The following is an 18284-nucleotide window of genomic DNA, read 5'->3' on the forward strand; positions in this document are numbered from 1 at the left end:
GGGCACATTCAGGGGGCCGAGGGCCTAGACCAGGCTGTCCCGCCAGGCCCGGTGGAGGGCGGCGAAACGGCCGGAGCCGTCGATCAGCTCCTGTGGGGAGCCATCTTCCACGATCCGGCCCTGGTCCATGACCAGGACCCGGTCGGCGATCTCCACGGTGGAGAGCCGGTGGGCGATGATCACGGCCGTCCGGCCGGCCAGCACGGTGCGCATCGCCCGCTGCACGGCCTGCTCCCCGGGGACGTCCAGGGAGCTGGTCGCCTCGTCCAGGATCAGCACCGCCGGGTCGGCCAGCAGGGCGCGGGCGAAGGCCACCAGCTGGCGCTGGCCGGCCGAGATCCGGCCGCCGCGCTTGCGCACGTCGGTGTCGAAGCCGTCCGGCAGGGCGGCGATGAACTCGTACGCGCCGATGTCGCGGGCGGCCTGCTCGACCTCCTCGCGGGTGGCGCCGGGACGGCCGATCGCGATGTTCTCGGCGACGGTGCCGGAGAACAGGAAGGACTCCTGGGTCACCATCACCACCCCGCGCCGCAGCTCGGGGGTGGCCAGGTCGCGCAGGTCCACGCCGTCCAGCCGGATCCGGCCGTCGGTCGGGTCGTAGAAGCGGGCCAGCAGCTTGGCGACCGTCGACTTGCCCGCGCCGGTGGCGCCGACCACCGCGACCGTCTGCCCGGCCGGGATCAGCAGGTCGAAGGCCGGCAGCACCTCCTTGCCGGTGCGGTAGGCGAAGCGGGTCTTCTCGAAGGAGACCTCACGGGCGGTGGTCCGCCCACCCGGGAGGGGCTTCGGCTCGGCCGGCTCGGCGACGGTCGGCTCGTGGGCGAGCAGGCCGGCGATCTTCTCCAGGGCGGCGGCGGCCGACTGGTAGCTGTTCAGGAACATCGCCAGCTGGTCGACCGGGTCGTAGAGCCGGCGCAGGTAGAGCGCGAAGGCGGTGAGCACGCCCAGCTCCAGCGCGTCCTCGACGACCAGGTAGCCGCCGAGCAGCACCACGCCGGTGGTCCACAGGTTGGCGGTGGTGCGGGAGAGGCCGACGTAGCGGGCGAGCTCCAGGAAGCCGTCCGCGGTGGCGAGGGCGGACTGCCGGTTGATCACCGCGAAGGCGGCGTCGTTGGCCTCCTCGCGGCGGAAGGCCTGCACCGGGCGGATGCCGTTCATGGTCTCGGTGAAGCGGACGATCAGCGAGGCGGCCGAGGTGCGCGAGCGCCGGTAGACCCGGCGCGAACGGTGGCGGAAGGACCGGGCGATCAGCGCCAGCGGCAGGAAGGACGCCAGCGAGACCAGGCCGAGGCGCCAGTCCAGCACCACCAGCAGCACCGAGATGTAGCAGACCGACAGGAAGACGGCCAGCAGCTCCTGCAGGCCCTCGGAGAGCAGCTCGCGCAGGGCGTCGATGTCACTGGTGGCGCGGGAGATGATCCGGCCCGAGGTGTAGCGCTCGTGGAAGTCCAGGCTGAGCCGCTGGGCGTGCCGGAAGATCCGGCCGCGCAGCTCCAGCACCACGTCCTGGTTGACCCGGGCGCTGATCTTGATGAACACCCACTGCAGCACCGGGCTGAGCAGCGCGCAGAACAGGTACGCCGCGACCACCGCGATCAGCGGGCCGGCGTCGTGGTCGCGCAGCGCCGGGATGCCGCGGTCCATCGCCACCGCGACCAGCAGCGGGCCGGACTGGAGCGCGGCCTGCTGGACCAGGATCACCACCATGGCGATGGCGATCCGGCCCCGGTGCGGGCCGAGCAGCGAGCGCAGCAGCGCCCGGGGCGCGCCCGGCGGGACGGGGATGTCCTCCTCGTCGGCGGGCGGCGGGGGCAGCTCCTCCTCGATCGGCGCGGCGGGGCCGGCCTGCACGGGTTCGGCGGTGGTGGTCACGCGTGCCCTCCTTTCGACAGCAGGGGGCCGTCGGGCACCGGGGTGGCCTCGCCCGACATCAGTTCTCGGTAGTGCGCGCAGTCGCGCAGCAGCTCCTGGTGGGTGCCGACGGCCGTGATCCGGCCGTCCGCCAGCACCGCGACCCGGTCGGCGAGCAGCACGGTGCTGGGGCGGTGGGCGACCACCAGGGCGGTGGTGGCGCCGAGGACCTCGCGCAGCGCCCGCTCGACCAGGGCCTCGGTGTGCACGTCCAGCGCGGAGAGCGGGTCGTCCAGCACCAGGAAGGCCGGGTCGCCGACCACCGCGCGGGCCAGCGCGAGGCGCTGGCGCTGGCCGCCGGACAGGCTCAGGCCCTGCTCGCCGACCTCGGTGTCCGGGCCCTGCGGGAGCTTCTCGACGAAGCCGGCCTGGGCGGTGGCGAGGGCGGTGCGCAGCTGCTCCTCGCCGGCGCCCGGGGCGCCCATCAGGACGTTCTCCCGGACGGTGGCGGAGAACAGGGTGGGTTCCTCGAAGGCGACCGCGACGAGTTCGCGCAGCCGCTGCCGGGGGAGCTCGCGGATGTCCCGGCCGTCCAGCGTGATGGTGCCGCCGGTGGCCTCGTACAGCCGGGGGAGCAGCGCGGTGAGCGTGGTCTTGCCGCTCCCGGTGGCGCCGACCAGGGCCATCGTCTCGCCGCTGCGGATGTGCAGGTCGATGCCGGCCAGCAGGTCGGGGGTGCCATCGGGGGCGTCGGGATAGCGGAAGCGGACGCCGGTGAGGCGGATGCCGTCCCGGGCGGCGGGCCCGGCGGCGGCGCCCGGGGCGGGGGTGTCCGCCTCGGGGGTGTCCGGCTCGTCCAGCACCTCGAAGAAGCGGTCGGTGGCGGTGGCCGCCTCGTTGGCGTAGGCGAGCAGCCAGCCGAGCGACTCGACCGGCCAGCGCAGCGCGAGCGCGGTGGACAGGAAGGCGACCAGGGTGCCGGCGCTCAGCTCGTCGTGGGCCACCAGGTAGGAGCCGACGGCGAGGGCGCAGCCGAGCGCGATCTCCGGCAGGCCGACGATCACCGCCCAGAGGTTGGCGAGCAGGTGCGCCTTGTGCAGCTCGGTGCGGCGCAGCTGCTGGGTCTGGGCGCGGAAGCGGTCGGCCATCGAGCGGTGGCGGCCGAAGGCCTTGAGGATGCGGATGCCGAGGACGGACTCCTCGACCAGGGTGGCGATGTCGCCGTTCTGGTCCTGGGCGAGCCGGGCGGCGCCGGAGTAGCCGGCCTCGAACCGCCGGGTGAGCACGAACAGCGGGACGGCCGGGGTCAGGGCGATCAGCGCGAGCCGCCAGTCCTGGGTGAACATCACCGCGGTGCCGGCCAGGAACATCACCGAGTTGACGATCAGGAAGACCAGCGGGAAGGCCAGGAACAGCCGCATGGTGTACATGTCGGCGGTGGCCCGGGAGAGCAGCTGGCCGGAGCCCCAGCGGTCGTGGAAGGAGACCGGCAGCCGCTGGAGCTTGGCGAAGAGGTCCCCGCGCATCGCCGTCTCCAGCCCGGCCAGCGGGCGGGCCAGCACCACCCGGCGGGTGTAGAACAGCGCGGCCTCGACCAGGCCGAGGAGCAGCAGCAGGCCGACCAGCGGCCAGAGGCCGGCCAGGTCGTGCTCGGCGAGCGGGCCGTCCACGATCAGGCCGAGGACCACCGGCACGGCGAGGGTGCTGAGCATGCCGAGCGTGGCGGTCGTCACCGAGACGGCCAGCCGGCCGCGGACGGCGCGGGCGTACGGCCACAGGCGCAGCAGGGAGCGGACCGCGGAGCGCCGCGGCCCGGGCCCGGTCGGACCGGCTCCGTCGGCTCCGTCGGTCGGTGCGAGCGCGTCGGTCGGGGCGGTCCGGGGGCTTCCCTGGGGCGGGTTCTCGGGGTCTTGTCTGTTCTCGGCCATCTCGGTGAGCGTAGGCAGAGAGCCGGTCACTTCTCATCCGGTTTTTCGCGCCTGTCGGGGACGCTCGGCGAGAACCGGCCACCCGAACGGGCGGGGCGGGCGTGAGATGCGGGGCGTGCGCCGCCGTTCGTGCAGGGAGGAGTGCGCCGTGCGCCTCTTGCGAGCGCCCGCCGATCGACCGATGAGATCTCCTGACGGATGTTCGGTGTTACGAGAGTGACAGGAGTGCTCAGATGACGGTCGAAACCGAGCCGACCCCCGGCCCGGGCTCCACAACCGTGCAGGTACGGGCCCAGCTCAGCCTCAGCACCACCGCGGCGCGGAACCTGGCCACGACGACCAAGTCGAAGCCCCAGATGCAGGAGATCACCTCCCGCTGGCTGCTGAAGATGCTGCCGTGGGTGCAGGTCAGCGCCGGCACCTACCGGGTCAACCGGCGGCTGAGCTACGCCCCCGGGCGCGGCCGGGTGAGCTTCGCGAAGACCGGCTCCGCGGTGAGCGTGATCGCCCCCTCGCTGACCGAGGTGCCGGCGCTGCGCGGTTTCGAGGACGAGGAGGTGCTGGCCGAGCTGGCCCGCCGGTTCGTGCAGCGGGACTTCGCGCGGGGCGAGGAGCTGGTGCGGGAGGGGGCGCCGATCGACGAGGTGTTCCTGATCGCGCACGGCAAGGTGGACCGGATCGGCACCGGCAAGTACGGCGAGCAGACCGTGCTCGGTTCGCTCGCGGACGGCGACCACCTCGGCGACGAGGCGATCACCGAGGGCGGCGGCAGCTGGCCGTACACCGTGCGGGCGAGCACCCCCGGTGTCGCGATGGCGCTGTCCTGGTCGGTGCTCCAGGAGCTGATCGGCCGCTCCGAGTCGCTGCGCGAGCAGCTGCTGGGCTTCGCCGCCGACGCCGCGCAGGCGCAGAACGAGCACGGCGAGGCGGAGATCGACCTCTCGGCCGGCCACGAGGGCGAGTACGAGCTGCCCCGCGCCTTCGTGGACTACGAGCTGAGGCCGCGCGAGTACGAGCTGAGCGTGGCGCAGACCGTCCTCAAGGTGCACACCCGGGTCGCGGACCTCTACAACAAGCCGATGAACCAGACCGAGGAGCAGCTGCGGCTGACCATCGAGGCTTTGCGGGAGCGGCAGGAGCACGAGCTGATCAACAACCCGGAGTTCGGCCTGCTCGGCAACGCCGACTTCGACCAGCGGATCCAGACCCGGGCCGGGGCGCCCACCCCGGACGACCTGGACGAGCTGCTGAGCATGCGCCGCGAGACCGACTACCTGTTCGCCCACCCGCGCGCGATCGCGGCCTTCGAGCGGGAGTGCAACCGGGCCGGCCTCTACCCGGGCACCGTCGACGTCCTCGGCAAGCGGCGGCCGACCTGGCGCGGGGTGCCGATCTTCCCGTGCAACAAGATCCCGGTGTCCGACCAGCAGACCACCGCGTTCATCGCGATGCGGGTCGGCGAGGACAACCAGGGCGTGGTCGGCCTCACCCAGGTCGGCATCCCGGACGAGGTGGAGCCGGGCCTGAACGTCCGGTTCATGGGCATCGACGAGAAGGCGATCGCCTCCTACCTGGTCAGCACCTACTACTCGGCGGCGGTGCTGGTGCCGGACGCGATCGGTGTGCTGGAGAACGTCGAGCTCGGGCGCGCCCGCGGCTGACCCGGTCTAGGCGTCCGGGGCGGGCGCGCGCAGCAGTCGCAGCGAGCGCCCGCCCAGGACGACGGCGCCGCGCCGGCACGGCCCGCCGGAGTCCGCGGCGGCGGTGTCGACCACCGTCTCCCAGTCGGCCGACGGCGCCGCCCAGGGCTCGCCGGGCAGGGTGAACACCACCGGCTCCGGGCCCCCGTTGAGCAGCAGCAGGAAGCCGTCGTCGCTCAACGGCAGCCCGGCGTCGTCCCGTTCGGACATCGCCGTGCCGGAGAGCAGCATGCCGAGGCAGGCGGTCGGCGCGAACCAGTCGTCCTCGGTCATCTCCCGGCCCCGCGGGGTGAACCAGGCGAGGTCGGGCTGCCCGCCGGGGGTGCGGGCCCGGCCGGAGAAGAACGCCCGCCGGCGCAGCACCGGGTGGGCCCGGCGCAACCGGACCAGCCGGGCGGTGAGTTCGCACAGCTCCTGCCAGCAGGGCTGCTCCAGCAGCGACCAGTCCAGCCAGCCGACCTCGTTGTCCTGGCAGTAGGCGTTGTTGTTGCCGCCCTGGGTGCGGCCCAGCTCGTCCCCGGCGGTGAGCATCGGGACGCCGGCGGAGAGCAGCAGGGTGGCGGTGAGGTTGCGGAGCTGGCGCAGCCGCAGCGAGTTGACCGCCGGGTCGGTGGTCTCGCCCTCGGCGCCGTGGTTCCAGGAGCGGTTGTCGTCGGTGCCGTCCCGGTTGTCCTCGCCGTTGGCCCCGTTGTGCTTGCGGTCGTAGGAGACCAGGTCGCGCAGGGTGAAACCGTCGTGCGCCGTCACGTAGTTGACCGAGGCGTACGGGCGGCGGCCGGCCCGCTGGTAGAGGTCGGAGGAGCCGGAGAGGCGGTAGCCGAGTTCGCGCACGTCCGGGCGGGCGCCGCGCCAGAAGTCCCGGACGGTGTCGCGGTACCGGTCGTTCCACTCGGCCCACGGCGGGGGGAAGCCGCCGACCTGGTAGCCGCCCGGCCCGACGTCCCAGGGCTCGGCGATCAGCTTCACCCGGCTGAGCAGCGGGTCCTGGGCGACGGCGGCGAGGAAGGGGTGGTCCGGGTCGACGGCGTCCCCGCCGTTCGGGCCGCCGCGGGCCAGGGCGGCGGCCAGGTCGAAGCGGAAGCCGTCCACGCCCATCTCGGCGACCCAGTAGCGCAGCGAGTCGGTGATCAGCCGGATCACCTGCGGACGGCGGGTGTCCAGGGTGTTGCCGCAGCCGGTGTAGTCGGCGTAGCCGCGCGGGCGGTTCGGCGGGAGGCGGTAGTAGGCGGCGTTGTCGATGCCGCGCAGCGAGAGCGCCGGGCCGAGGGCGCCGCCCTCGGCGGTGTGGTTGAACACCACGTCCAGGATCACCTCGATCCCGGCGGCGTGCAGGGCGCGGACCATCCGCTTGAACTCGCCGACCTGGCCGCCGCGGGAGCCGGAGGCGGAGTAGCCGGCGTGCGGGGCGAAGTAGCCGATCGTGTTGTAGCCCCAGTAGTTGACCAGTCCGCGGGCCTGCAGGTGGTCCTCGCTGGCGTGCTGGTGCACCGGCAGCAGCTCGACGGCCGTCACCCCGAGCCGGGTGAGGTGGGCGACGGCGGCGGGGTGGGCGAGGCCGGCGTAGGTGCCGCGCAGCTCCGGGGGGACGTCGGGGTGGCGCATGGTGAAGCCGCGCACGTGCAGCTCGTAGAGCACCGTCTCGGGCCAGGGGGTCTTCGGGCGGTGGTCGTCGGACCAGTCGTCGTCGTCGTGGACGACCACGGACCTGGGCACGTACGGCGCGGAGTCGCGGTTGTCCCGGACGGTGTCGGCGACGTCCGCCTCGGGCCAGTCGCGGACGGCGGCGCAGGCGGCGTCGTGCGAGGTGTAACAGCCGTCCACGGCGCGGGCGTACGGGTCGAGCAGCAGTTTGGCCGGGTTCCAGCGGGCGCCGGTCCACGGGTCCCAGCGGCCGTGCACCCGGAAGCCGTAGCGGGTGCCGGGGAGGACGCCGGGGAGGAAGCCGTGCCAGACCTGGAAGTCCTGCTCGGTGAGGCGGTGGCGGCTCTCCCGGCCGTCCTCGTCGAACAGGCACAGCTCGACGGCCTCGGCGCCGCCCGCCCAGAGCGCGAAGTTGGTGCCGCGGCGGCCGAGCCGGTCGGTGCGGTAGCGGGCGCCCAGGGGTTGCCAGCTGCCGGGGGTCAGCTCCTGGTCCGACGCCATCGCCATGGCCTCCCTGGGCGCGGTGTTCCGGGTCCGTTCACCTTCTCTTTCCCGGATTGCGTCGGCCGGAAGCAGTGTGCCCGGACGGGCGGGTCGACGGGGGCGGGATTCCGGGGCGACCGGCGTGTCCCCGCGTCGCCGCGCCTCGTTGTTCCGGGCGTCGAGACGTGAACAGTGGGAGGCCCCGGGATGCGGCGCCGAGGACGGGTGTGGGCGCGGGGCGCGGCGGCGGTGGCCTGCTGTCTGGCCGTTCTCACGGGGTGCGGCGGGGGCCTCCCCCCGGCGGTGCCGGGCGGGGACGCGGTCGCGGCCGGCGGGCGGACGGCGCCGCCGGCGCCCTCCCGGGCGGTGATCAGCGCGCTGCCGGCCGACGGGGCGCAGGACGTGAAGCCGGAGGGGGCGGTCCGGGTGGGCGTCGTCCAGGGGCGGCTGGTCTCCGTCCGGCTGGCCGACGCCAAGGGCACCGAGGTGCCCGGCACGATCGGCCCGGACGGCGCCGGCTGGGCGCCGGACGGCCCGCTGCCGCTCGGCACCGCGTTCACCCTGGACTCCGTCGCCGAGGACGACCGGGGCCAGAAGGCGGCCCAGCACTCGGCGTTCACGACCGCGGCGCGGGAGCACACCTTCGTGGCGTTCTTCACGCCGGAGGACGGCTCCACGGTCGGCGTCGGCATGCCGGTGTCGCTGCGCTTCAGCCGTCCGATCGCCGACCGGGCGGCGGTGGAGAAGGCCGTCCAGGTCGTCGCCGACCCGCCGGTGCCGGTGGCCGCGCACTGGTTCGGCGGCCAGCGGCTGGACTTCCGTCCGCAGCGGTACTGGGCGGCCGGCACCAGGGTCACGGTGGCGCTGCGGCTCAAGGACGTGCAGGGCGCGCCGGGGGAGTTCGGCACCCAGACCCGGGACCTGCGCTTCACCGTCGGCCGGGCGCAGGTCTCCACCGTCGACCTGGACGCCCACACCCTGACGGTCCGGGCCGGCCAGGGCGGCAGGGTGGTCCGGGTGCTCAAGGTCTCCGGCGGCAGCCCCGACCACTCCACCTACCGGGGGGTGATGGTGGTGTCGGAGAAGTACCGGGAGACCCGGATGAACTCGCAGACCGTCGGCATGGGCGACGAGTACGACATCAAGGACGTCCCGCACGCGATGCGGCTCACCGCCTCCGGCACCTTCGTGCACGGCAACTACTGGGCGGACCCGCAGGTGTTCGGCGCCGCCAACACCAGCCACGGCTGCATCGGGCTGGCCGACGCCAAGGGCGGGGCGAGCAAGGACTCCCCGGCGGGCTGGCTGTTCGAGCACACCCTCCCGGGGGACGTGCTGGAGGTGACGGCCTCGTCCGGTGACCTCGTACCGCCGCAGAACGGGCTCAACGGCTGGAACGTGCCGTGGGAGCAGTGGGTGGCGGGCAGCGCGCTGCGCCGGGCGCCGTCGGCCGGGGCGTCCGGTCCGCCGTCCGGGCCCGCCGCACCGTAGGGCACTTCGGCCCGATTCCGCCCGTTCCGTCCGTCTTTACGACTGCTTCACATGCCGTCAACCCGACTCCTCCCGGGGTTCACTCGAACGGCTTAGTTATCCTGCTCCGGCGCGTCCGCAGCCCGGGCCGAAAGAGTCGGCGACCGGTGCAACTCACAGGGGCACTCAACGCGTCAAGAGAGTGAATACCGGGAGGGGAGAAACCGTGAAGACGGGTAAGACGGCCGGCACCGCGATACGCACCAGCAACCGCTACGGGCGCCGGGGTGCGATGGCGCTGGTCATGGGCGGGGTACTGCTGCTCACCGCGGCCTGCAACGACGACAAGGGCAGCGGTTCGGGCGACTCGGCGGGCGGCAGCGCGGCCTCGGCGCCCGCGGCGGCGGACGGGGGCGCGCCGGCCACGCCGAAGCCCTCGGCCGCGGTGCTCGCCGTCGAGCCGAAGGACGGCGCCCAGGACGTCGCGCCGAACGGGCTCCAGGTGTCCGTCTCCAACGGCAAGCTCACCACGGTCGAGGTGACCGACAAGAACGGCAAGCCGGTCGAGGGTGCGGTCACCCCGGACGGTGCTGCCTGGAAGCCCACGGGGGCGCTCGCGGTCGGCATGGCGTACAAGGTGAACGCGCAGGCCAAGGACGGCGAGGGTCTGGTGGCCGCGTCCACCACCTCGTTCACCACGCTGACGCCGGAGAAGAAGATCTCCACCAACGACAACATCAGCGACGGCGCCACCTACGGCGTCGGCATGATCGTCTCGGTGAACTTCAACAAGGACGTCAAGAACAAGGACGCCGTCGTCAAGGGCATCACCTTCGAGACCAGCAACGGCACCGTGGTCAAGGGCCACTGGTTCGGCGACCGCCGGGTGGACTTCCGTCCGGAGCAGTACTGGGCGCCGGACACCAAGGTGACCGTCAAGTACCGGCTGAAGAACGTCGAGGTCGCGCCGGGCATCTACGGCGACGTGGACAAGGACGAGCCGTTCACCATCGGCCGCTCGATGATCTCCACGGCGGACGCCAAGTCGCACCAGATGACCATCGAGACCGGCGGCAAGAGCACCACCGTGCCGGTCACCCTGGGCGCGGACGCCACGCCGTCCTGGGGCGGGACGATGGTCGTCATGTCCAAGGAGAAGGTCACCCGGATGAACTCGCAGACCGTCGGTCTCGGCGGCGAGTACGACATCCAGGACGTGCCGCACGCGATGCGGCTGACCACCTCCGGCACCTTCGTGCACGGCAACTACTGGGCCAACCCGTTCGGCAAGACCAACGCCAGCCACGGCTGCGTGTCGATGCAGGACGTGAAGGGCGGCAGCGACAGCTCGGTCGCGGGCAAGTTCTTCAACGACTCGATGATCGGCGATCCCATCAAGATCGTGAACACCAAGGAGAAGACCGTCGCGCCCTCCAACGGGCTGGGCGGCTGGAACCTGGAGTGGGCCAACTGGTAGGCCCTACCCGGCGGTAGGCCCGGGTACTCCGGGCCTACCGGCGAGTCCTCCGTCGTGCGGTCCGACCTCACCCGTTGGGGTCGGACCGCCGCGGTTTCCGGGGCGACGAGCCTCACGAATGGCGCAACCTTTCCGGTGGCCGGGCGCGTGTGTCCGGTCGGGTCCGTCGGGTCCACGGGGAGTTTCTCGGGTTTTCTGAGGGAGGGAATCGACGTTGAGGTCGATACGCAGAGTGGTGGCCGTCGGTCTGGTCGGCGGGGCGATGGCGCTGACGGCCGCCTGCGGCGGGGGTGACGGGGGCAGTGGATCGGGTGCGGGCAGCGCGGCCAAGGCCGACCTCGGGGCCGGTGCGGCCGGTGCGGCCAGTGCCAAGCCCGCGGCGGCGGCGCCCACCAGCACGGTGCCGAAGGTCTCCACCGCCGCCGTGAGCATCGAGCCCAAGGCCGGCTCGGTGGACGTGGCGCCGAACGCGCTGAAGATCGGCGCGACGGGCGGCAGGCTCACCACCGTCAAGGTGAACGACCGGACCGGCAAGGAGGTCCCCGGCGCCATCGCCGCGGACGGCGCCTCCTGGGCGCCCGCGGCCCCGCTGGAGGTGGGCACCGCCTACCAGGTCAGCGCGATGGCCGCGGACGCCGACGGCGCGGTGGCCACGGCGGACAGCAGCTTCACCACGCTGACCCCGACGGCGCTCGCCAAGGCCTCGGACAACGTCGACAACGGCGCCACCTACGGCGTCGGCATGATCGTCTCGGTGAACTTCAGCAAGGACGTCAGGAACCGGGACGAGGTCGCCAGGGGCATCACCTTCGAGACCGACAACGGCACCGTGGTCAAGGGCCACTGGTTCGACGACCGCCGGATCGACTTCCGTCCGGAGCAGTACTGGAAGCCCGGCACCAAGGTGGTCGTGCACTACCGCCTCAAGAGCGTCGAGATCGCCCCGGGGGTGTACGGCGGGGACCGGGACGAGCCCTTCACGATCGGGCGGTCCCAGATCTCGACGGTTGACGTCGCCGCACACAAGATGACGGTCGTACGGGACGGCGTGCCGAGCGACATCGACATCAGCGCCGGTGCGCCCGAACACCCCACCTGGAACGGGACGATGGTCATCATGTCCAAGGAGGGCGTGGTGCGGATGCAGTCCAGCACCCTCCCGGGGATGACCGGTGCGCCGTACGACCTCCAGGTCCCGCACTCGATGCGGCTGACGACCTCCGGCACCTATGTGCACGGCAACTGGTGGAGCAGGAACAGCACCTTCGGCGAGGACAACGTCAGCCACGGCTGCGTGGGCCTCAAGGACGTCGAGGGCGGCGGTGCGGACACCTCGATGGGCAAGTTCTACGACGGTTCGCTGGTCGGCGACGTGATGACCGTGAAGAACTCGTCGAGGAAGGAGACGCTCGACCCGGCGAACGGGCTGAGCGGCTGGAACCTGCCGTGGAGCAACTGGTAGCCGGCGGCTGAGCGGGGAGCCGGGGTCAACCCGGGCTTGACGGAAGTCGGCCCGGGTGGCCCCTTCTTGCTCGCGGCATATGCCGATCGGGTGAGATCGTTTGCTCATTGTCCGTACGCGGCTGCTTGCGTTCCGCAATGATGGTCCGCATGGCGGGTTGGGGCGAAACAGATCAGTCGTCAGTTTCCGGGGCCGGCGCGGTGGCCGAGGTGTCCTGGATCCACCTCCAGGGCGGGCTCTCGGCGCTGGAGCGGCTCTCCTCCGAGGAGCTGGAGGAGATGTACTCCGACAGACTCCGCGACCCGTCCGCGCCCAACGAGGTGCGGCTGCCGTCCCGGACGGAGTCGGGGCCGGTGGCCCGTCGGCTGGTGCTGTGCGTCCTGGAGTCCTGGGATCTCCACCAGCACCTGGAGGTCGGGGAGCTGCTGACCGGCGAGCTGGTGGCCAACGCGGTGCGGCACGCGGCCGGACGGACCATCGGCCTGCACGTCAGCCGCAAGCCCGGCTGGCTGCGGATCGAGGTCCGGGACTCCTCCCGGGCGCTGCCCTGCATGATCCTCGCCGAGGCCAGCCCGGTGAACGAGCGGGGGCGGGGGCTGAGGATCGTCGACGACCTCGCCGACCGCTGGGGCGCGGACCTGCTGCCGAGGGGCAAGGGCGTCTGGTTCGAGCTGAAGGTGCGGGGCTGAGGCTCCCGGCCCGGGAGAACACGCGGGGCCCCCGGATTCGCCGTGGTCCGGCGGATGGGGGCCCCTGCAGGTCATCGCGCCGGCCAAGGGGGTGCGTGCCGCGCGATGGGCGTCGGCAGTGCCAGGTCGGGCCCGCCGAAGTTCGACGCCTTGACTATCGCACGGATCTCAGCATGTGAGCAAACCGGATGACTTGGAATGCAAGGTTTGTTATCTGGTTCACCTTGGGATTTTGCATAGGTTAACGCCATCGCCTGTGAATATTCATGATCACGGTGATGTGGCCATGGCTTGCCGGATCCGGGCGGCGTGGGCGCGGACGGCGGTGGGGGAGAGGCCGCCGGAGCGGGGCGGCGGGGGTGGAGGGGCGCCGTGGCAGGCGCGGCAGAGGCCGCCGAGGAGGGCGTGCGGACGGCACGGGGTGCGGCAGGCGGTGCATTCGAGGACGCGGGCCTGCCGGGGGTGGCCGTCCAGGGGCGTGCGGTCCGGGGGCAGCTTGTCGAGCAGGCGGCGGCGGGTGAAGGCCGCCGGGCTGTGGATGTCCGGCGGGAGGTTCGCGGTGAGCGCGGCGGTGAAGAGGGCGGGCGTGGTGCCCCGGGCCAGCCACTCGGCGGCCAGCGGTTCGAGCGCGGCGCAGTCGGCGGCGGAGAGGGCGAGGCGGGCGTCCGCGAGGCCGAGGCCGGCGAGGGCGGCGTAGGCGGCCGAGGCGGGGGAGGTGCGGTTGAGCGTTCGCTCCTGCGGGGGATCGGGCGTGGTGGGCGTTGACGTCTCGCCGGTCATGGTGAACCGCGTCCACCAGGCGTCCGAGCGGGGCGTGCGGGAGAAGTAGGTGCGGAACACCCAGCGGCAGTCCTTGGCGCTGATGCGCTCCCGGACGCGACGCAGGTGGCCTGCGGTGGAGAGCCTGTTGAGGGCGGTGCGGCAGGCCATCTGCCCGTAGTGGGGTTGGAGGACGGCGAGGGTCTTGACGTCCATGGCGGCGCCGTCGGGCAGGTGGTCGATGAGCGAGGCGAGGTACGCCTCGCGCGCCGGGAGGTGGGCGAAGTCGGTCGCGGAGCGGGGGAGTTGCTCCGGGGCGGACTGCTTGCCGTACCCGGGAGAGGCCATGGGGGTAGAGTCGTGGGCAGCCACAGGATCGAGTTCCGTTCGATCGTGAGGGTCAGACCCCCGTTCGGTGCTGCTAACACCGGCGGGGGTTGTTTCGTTGGTGCGCACGCTACACGGCGGAACGCGGCGTGGTGAAGCTGTGACGATAAGTCATATGTGCTGTGTACGGGGCTGGTTGGAAGGTGGTTGCCCACCCATTCCCTTAGGGGTCACTCGGCCTCGGCGGCTTGAGCTTCGGCCGCGAAGGAGACGAAGGACGACCAGGCCTCGGGGGAGAAGGCGAGGGTCGGGCCGGCCTTGTCCTTGGAGTCCCGGACGTGGACGGTGGAGGGGCAGGAGGCCACTTCGACGCAGTTGCCGCCGTCGTCATTGCTGTAGCTGGACTTGCTCCAGGAGACGGCGACTTCGACGCAGGCGCCGCCATTGTCGTCGCTGTAGCTGGACTTAAACCAGTCGGCTTCGGCGCTCATAGCTCCTCCGAGACTTTCCCGATGAACTCTACGGACTCCTCAACACTGAGGGCCTGCATGCGGATCATGCCATGCCGCTGCTTGAGGACGTTCACCCTGTCCGGGTCGGCATGCAGCACGCCGGTCCGATGTCCTTCCACGTATGCCAGCTCCTCGCGGTCGGCCGTCTCCAGTAGGGTGATGGGGCCGGTGAGGGCTGGGTAGGCCGCACGGTTCGCGGGAAGTACCTGGACCGCGACGTTCCGCCGACTGCTCAAATCGATGATGTGCGCGAGCTGCCTCTTCATGAGGTCCGCGCTGCCGACCTTTGCCCGCAGTGCGACTTCGTAGATCACGAAGCCGAATAGCACCCTCGGGGAGTTCGCCAGCTTCTCCTGGCGTTGCATTCGGCCCGCCACGCGCGCCTCGACGGTGTCGTCGTCCAGGGGCGGCAGGGAATGGCTGATCAACTCTCGGGCGTACTCCTCGGTCTGGAGCAGTCCCGGGATGAGCAGGGCTTCGTACGTGTGGATCGCGATGGCGCTGGCTTCGGCGTCCGTGTAGCCCTGCAAGTAGGACGGAAACTTCTCCGGCGTCATGAAGGTCGCCGCTCCCAGCAGCATCCCCTTCGCGTCACACAACTCGTCTGCCGCCTGCAGCAGTTGGAGCGTCGGCTTGCGCCTTCCTGCCTCCATCGAGCGCACGCTCTCGATGTCGTAGTGGGCGGCCTGGCTCAGCTGTTCCCGGCTCACGCCCGCGAGTGTGCGCCAGCGCTTGACCTGATCGCCGCAGTACCTCCACGACATCGGGTTCTGCTTCGGCGTGCTCACGGCCCGGCACCCCTTCCTGCCCTGGTCGCTGGGCGGTCAAAGCTCTGGCTGTACTTACGTGGTTACTCCTGAGGCTATGCCTGGCTGCCGACCCTTGAAGGGTGAAATGGCCGAACTCAGCCCTCACGAGTGAAGCCGTCCGTACACCCCCAAGGACTCCCTGATGCTCACTCAGCCTGCCGACCTCGTCGAGTGGATGTTCCCCCGCCTCCCCCGCAGCGCCGGCCGTGCCCGGATCCGCTTCATCCGGCAGGCCTTCGAGTGGGAGGTGCCCGTCGACGCCGCCGAGACCGGCCTGATCCTCCTCAGCGAACTCGTCACCAACGCCTGCCGTCACGCCCGCTCCCCGCGCGATCGGATGATCGGCGTGCGCGTCCTCCTCCCCACCGTCTCCCTGCTCCGCATCGAGGTCTCCGACGCGAACCCCGACCTCCCGACCCTGCGCGACGCCACCCCCGACGACGAGTCCGGCCGGGGCCTCGAACTCGTCGCCGCCCTCGCCACATCCTGGGGCGCCCACCCGCGCGGCGAGGGCTACATCGGCAAGACCGTCTGGTGCGAACTCGCCCTCCCCGCCCCGGCCAACCCCCACGGCTGAGCCCCCTTCCCCCACCGCCCGCGCAGGAAGTCGACCCCGCCGACTTCCTGCGCTCGCCGCCGCTCTGTGGCCCGCCGACTGGGCCACCCACCGACCGCGCGAGAAGTCAGCCGGGCCGACTTCTCGCGCCGGCCTCGCGGCCTCGGTGCGGGAAGTCCACGATCTTCAGGCTGCCGCGGGCGTGTGGCAGCCTGTTCAGGCTTGCCCAAGGCCGGTTTGCGCGATTGACTTGCAGAGAAACGCCTGACAGCCCGCGAAGGGGGGATCGCAGATGTTGCTGAACTTCAGGGTCGCGAACCACCGCTCGATCAGAGAGGAGCAATCGCTCCAGCTCAACCCGGTCTATGAAGCGGACAGGCCGCCGGGGACGCACTGGGAAGCGGTCCCTGTGGCGGGCATCTTCGGAGCCAATGCCGCCGGCAAGTCGAACGTGATCGATGCCCTGGCGTACATGAGCAGGATGGTCGTCAACTCGCACCGGGACGCGGAGCCGGACGGTGGTGTGGCCCGGCAGCCCTTCCGTCTCGAAGGGGCGGCGCGAGAGGAACCGTCCTGGTACGTGGTGGACCTACTCATCGACGGAGTCCGCTACACCTACGGGTTCAGCGTGGACGACGACCGAGTGGTCGACGAGTGGCTGCACAGCTTTCCCCACGGCCGGAAGCGCAAGATCTTCGAACGTTCGGTGGATGGACTGGAGATCGGCGATTCGCAGCACCGGCGGGAGCTGGAACTGGTCGAGAACATCACCGAGCCCAACGTCCTCTTCATGTCCCTCGCGGCACGCTCCCGGCAGGACGACTTCCGCCCTGTTTACGACTGGTTCGCCCGGAGCCTGCAGTTCAGCCGACGGTCACAGGGAGCGAGCGGCATCGGTGTGGCGCGAATCCTGGAGAACCCGGACCGGAATCCCGAGTTCATCGGTCTGCTGCGCGCCGCAGACCTCGGGATCGCGGAATGCGGCACAGATCGCGTGCTGCTGGATGAGGAGGAGCTGCGGAAACGCTACGGCACGCGCATTCCGCAATGGCGGCTCGCGGAACTCGAAGAGCACGGACCGCGTGAGGTCATGCGCCCGTGGATAGGACATCGCGGGCGCGACGGGATCGTCAGGATGGACGTGTCCGAGGAGTCCGAGGGCACTCAGGCCCTGCTGCGGCAGGCACCTCTCATCATGGGGGCACTCCGTCGGGGCGGTACCTTCGTGGTGGACGAAATCGATTCGAGCCTCCACCCGATTCTCACAGCACGCTTGATCGGGCTTTTCCAGGATTCCGGGACCAATCCGAACGGTGCCCAGTTGATCTTCACCTCGCACGACTCCAGTCTGCTCGGTCGGGCAGGCGGGGAGGACGTCCTGCGGCGGGATCAGGTCTGGTTCGTGGAGAAGACCGAGCACGGCGAGACGGAGCTGTTCGCCCTCGCCGACTTCAAGCCGCGCCAGGAGGAGAACCGCGAGCGACGGTACCTCAGCGGGAGCTACGGCGGTGTGCCGTACATCGACGACAATTTTGCCAGCGCCGTGGCGGCGCGGGGGGACGATGATGGCAAGGGCGGAGAAGCCGAGCGGACGCAAGCGTCCCTCTTTTGACACGTCACTGACCAGGCGGACGGGGCACCGGGAGTCGAAGCAGAGGCTTCTGGTGGTCTGTGGCGCGAAGGTGACCGAGCGCGACTACCTTCAGGGGCTGAAGTCGAGCGTTCGGAATTCAGCCGTTTCCCTGAGGATCGTCGAACACCCGAGGTCGCCCTCCCAGGTCGTTGACCACGCGGTGCTCCTGCGTGACCAGGCGGGCGGCGAATACGACGCGACGTGGTGCGTTCTCGACGTTGACGACTTTCCCGACCTGGAGCGGACGGCAGTCGAAGCGCGGCGGAAGAACATCGAGGTAGCGTTCTCGAACCCCTGCTTCGAGGTGTGGCTCCTGCTGCACTTCAAGGACTATCGCCGTCCGGCTCGCTCCTTCAAGGAGCTCATGCCGGTCCTTGGTGAAGTGTTCCCCGCCGGATACGGCAAGACCGGCATGAAGTTCGACCGCTACGCGCCGCACTGGCGGCTGGCTGCGAGGCGGGCGGAGCAACTGGCCGAATGGGGGAAGGAGCACGAGGTCAATCCGTCCACCGGGATGTGGAAGCTCGCGCTCGCCATCGGAGGTGGTGAAGCGCGGCTGTGAAGGGCCGCCGGGTGATCTTCGCGCCCTCCGGCTGGGCCTGCGGGTCGCGGAGCACCGGCAGGGCCACAGGTACGGTTCGTCCTGCACGACCTCGGAGGCGACCATAGCCGTCACGGCCAGGGACAGCTGGAGGCGGGAGCGGCGCATGAGCGGGTCCTTCCGACGGGCCGATACCCCGCGTAAGGAGTGCCGGACCCGTGGGTCAGGCCGCGCGAGAAGTCGGCCGGGCCGACTTCTCGCGCGGGTCGGTCGCTACCATCGACGCGTGAACCTGTACTGGCACGTCGTGCTGCCACCGCTCAGCGCCTGACCGGGCGCGCGCTTCGGTGGCTTGATCCCCTGCGACCCCGGCTCGGCCTGATGGTGGCCGCCGTGGGCCGACGGCGTGCGCCCGTTCTCGAAACCAGTTGCCTTGACGGTCTTCG

At 71.2% G+C, this 18284-nt stretch carries 14 protein-coding genes; 8 read left to right on the forward strand and 6 right to left on the reverse strand.

From position 1 onward, the window contains the following. Nucleotides 1–24: 24 nt before the first annotated feature. Nucleotides 25–1872, reverse strand: coding sequence for an ABC transporter ATP-binding protein (locus ACZ5GH_RS23385; protein ID WP_464335168.1), 1848 nt, complete (start codon nucleotides 1870–1872; stop codon nucleotides 25–27). Next, the gene (locus ACZ5GH_RS23390) at nucleotides 1869–3779 is read right to left on the reverse strand and encodes an ABC transporter ATP-binding protein (RefSeq protein ID WP_464335169.1); all 1911 of its coding nucleotides are present in this window, start codon (nucleotides 3777–3779) and stop codon (nucleotides 1869–1871) included. The genes ACZ5GH_RS23385 and ACZ5GH_RS23390 overlap by 4 nt, the downstream gene beginning before the upstream one ends. A 233-nt stretch (nucleotides 3780–4012) precedes the next feature. Between ACZ5GH_RS23390 and ACZ5GH_RS23395 the strand changes: the two genes are divergently transcribed. Further along, the gene (locus tag ACZ5GH_RS23395) at nucleotides 4013–5440 is read left to right on the forward strand and encodes a family 2B encapsulin nanocompartment shell protein (protein ID WP_387750430.1); all 1428 of its coding nucleotides are present in this window, start codon (nucleotides 4013–4015) and stop codon (nucleotides 5438–5440) included. Between the two features lie 6 nt (nucleotides 5441–5446). Here ACZ5GH_RS23395 and glgX read toward each other — a convergent pair whose 3' ends face one another. After that, on the reverse strand, nucleotides 5447–7627 hold the full coding sequence (gene glgX / locus ACZ5GH_RS23400) for a glycogen debranching protein GlgX (protein ID WP_464335170.1): 2181 nt from the start codon (nucleotides 7625–7627) through the stop codon (nucleotides 5447–5449). 342 nt (nucleotides 7628–7969) lie between these two features. On the opposite strand from glgX, the gene ACZ5GH_RS23405 reads away from it, so the two are divergent. The 4 genes from ACZ5GH_RS23405 to ACZ5GH_RS23420 all read left to right on the forward strand — a co-directional run bounded on the left by ACZ5GH_RS23405 (nucleotide 7970) and on the right by ACZ5GH_RS23420 (nucleotide 12701). Next, nucleotides 7970–9094: a L,D-transpeptidase gene (locus ACZ5GH_RS23405; RefSeq protein ID WP_464335171.1), complete on the forward strand. Its 1125-nt coding sequence runs from the start codon at nucleotides 7970–7972 to the stop codon at nucleotides 9092–9094. A gap of 205 nt (nucleotides 9095–9299) precedes the next feature. Then, entirely contained in the window at nucleotides 9300–10550 is a 1251-nt protein-coding gene (locus ACZ5GH_RS23410) for a L,D-transpeptidase (protein WP_387750439.1), read from the forward strand. A gap of 214 nt (nucleotides 10551–10764) precedes the next feature. Then, nucleotides 10765–12012 (forward strand): L,D-transpeptidase, encoded by a 1248-nt coding sequence (locus ACZ5GH_RS23415; RefSeq protein WP_464335172.1) that lies wholly within the window; start codon nucleotides 10765–10767, stop codon nucleotides 12010–12012. 209 nt (nucleotides 12013–12221) lie between these two features. Then, the gene (locus ACZ5GH_RS23420) at nucleotides 12222–12701 is read left to right on the forward strand and encodes an ATP-binding protein (protein ID WP_387750445.1); all 480 of its coding nucleotides are present in this window, start codon (nucleotides 12222–12224) and stop codon (nucleotides 12699–12701) included. Between the two features lie 270 nt (nucleotides 12702–12971). On the opposite strand, the gene ACZ5GH_RS23425 is transcribed toward ACZ5GH_RS23420, so the two are convergent. The 3 genes from ACZ5GH_RS23425 to ACZ5GH_RS23435 form a co-directional block, all read right to left on the reverse strand. Further along, nucleotides 12972–13808, reverse strand: coding sequence for a hypothetical protein (locus tag ACZ5GH_RS23425; protein WP_387750448.1), 837 nt, complete (start codon nucleotides 13806–13808; stop codon nucleotides 12972–12974). Nucleotides 13809–14017: 209 nt separating this feature from the next. Continuing rightward, the gene (locus ACZ5GH_RS23430; RefSeq protein ID WP_387750451.1) at nucleotides 14018–14278 is read right to left on the reverse strand and encodes a DUF397 domain-containing protein; all 261 of its coding nucleotides are present in this window, start codon (nucleotides 14276–14278) and stop codon (nucleotides 14018–14020) included. Continuing rightward, nucleotides 14275–15087 carry a helix-turn-helix domain-containing protein gene (locus tag ACZ5GH_RS23435; protein WP_387750453.1) on the reverse strand — a complete coding sequence of 271 codons (813 nt, stop codon included), beginning with the start codon at nucleotides 15085–15087 and terminating at the stop codon, nucleotides 14275–14277. The genes ACZ5GH_RS23430 and ACZ5GH_RS23435 overlap by 4 nt, the downstream gene beginning before the upstream one ends. A gap of 163 nt (nucleotides 15088–15250) precedes the next feature. Between ACZ5GH_RS23435 and ACZ5GH_RS23440 the strand changes: the two genes are divergently transcribed. The 3 genes from ACZ5GH_RS23440 (at nucleotide 15251) to ACZ5GH_RS23450 (ending at nucleotide 17859) form a co-directional block, all read left to right on the forward strand. Continuing rightward, nucleotides 15251–15685, forward strand: coding sequence for an ATP-binding protein (locus ACZ5GH_RS23440; RefSeq protein WP_387750456.1), 435 nt, complete (start codon nucleotides 15251–15253; stop codon nucleotides 15683–15685). Between the two features lie 271 nt (nucleotides 15686–15956). Beyond that, nucleotides 15957–17276 carry an AAA family ATPase gene (locus tag ACZ5GH_RS23445; protein ID WP_387750459.1) on the forward strand — a complete coding sequence of 440 codons (1320 nt, stop codon included), beginning with the start codon at nucleotides 15957–15959 and terminating at the stop codon, nucleotides 17274–17276. Beyond that, a complete protein-coding gene (locus ACZ5GH_RS23450) occupies nucleotides 17230–17859 on the forward strand; it encodes an RloB family protein (RefSeq protein WP_387750462.1) in 630 nt (209 codons plus the stop codon). The genes ACZ5GH_RS23445 and ACZ5GH_RS23450 overlap by 47 nt, the downstream gene beginning before the upstream one ends. Nucleotides 17860–18284 lie beyond the last annotated feature (425 nt).

It is taken from the genome of Kitasatospora sp. Xyl93, from assembly GCF_055383135.1.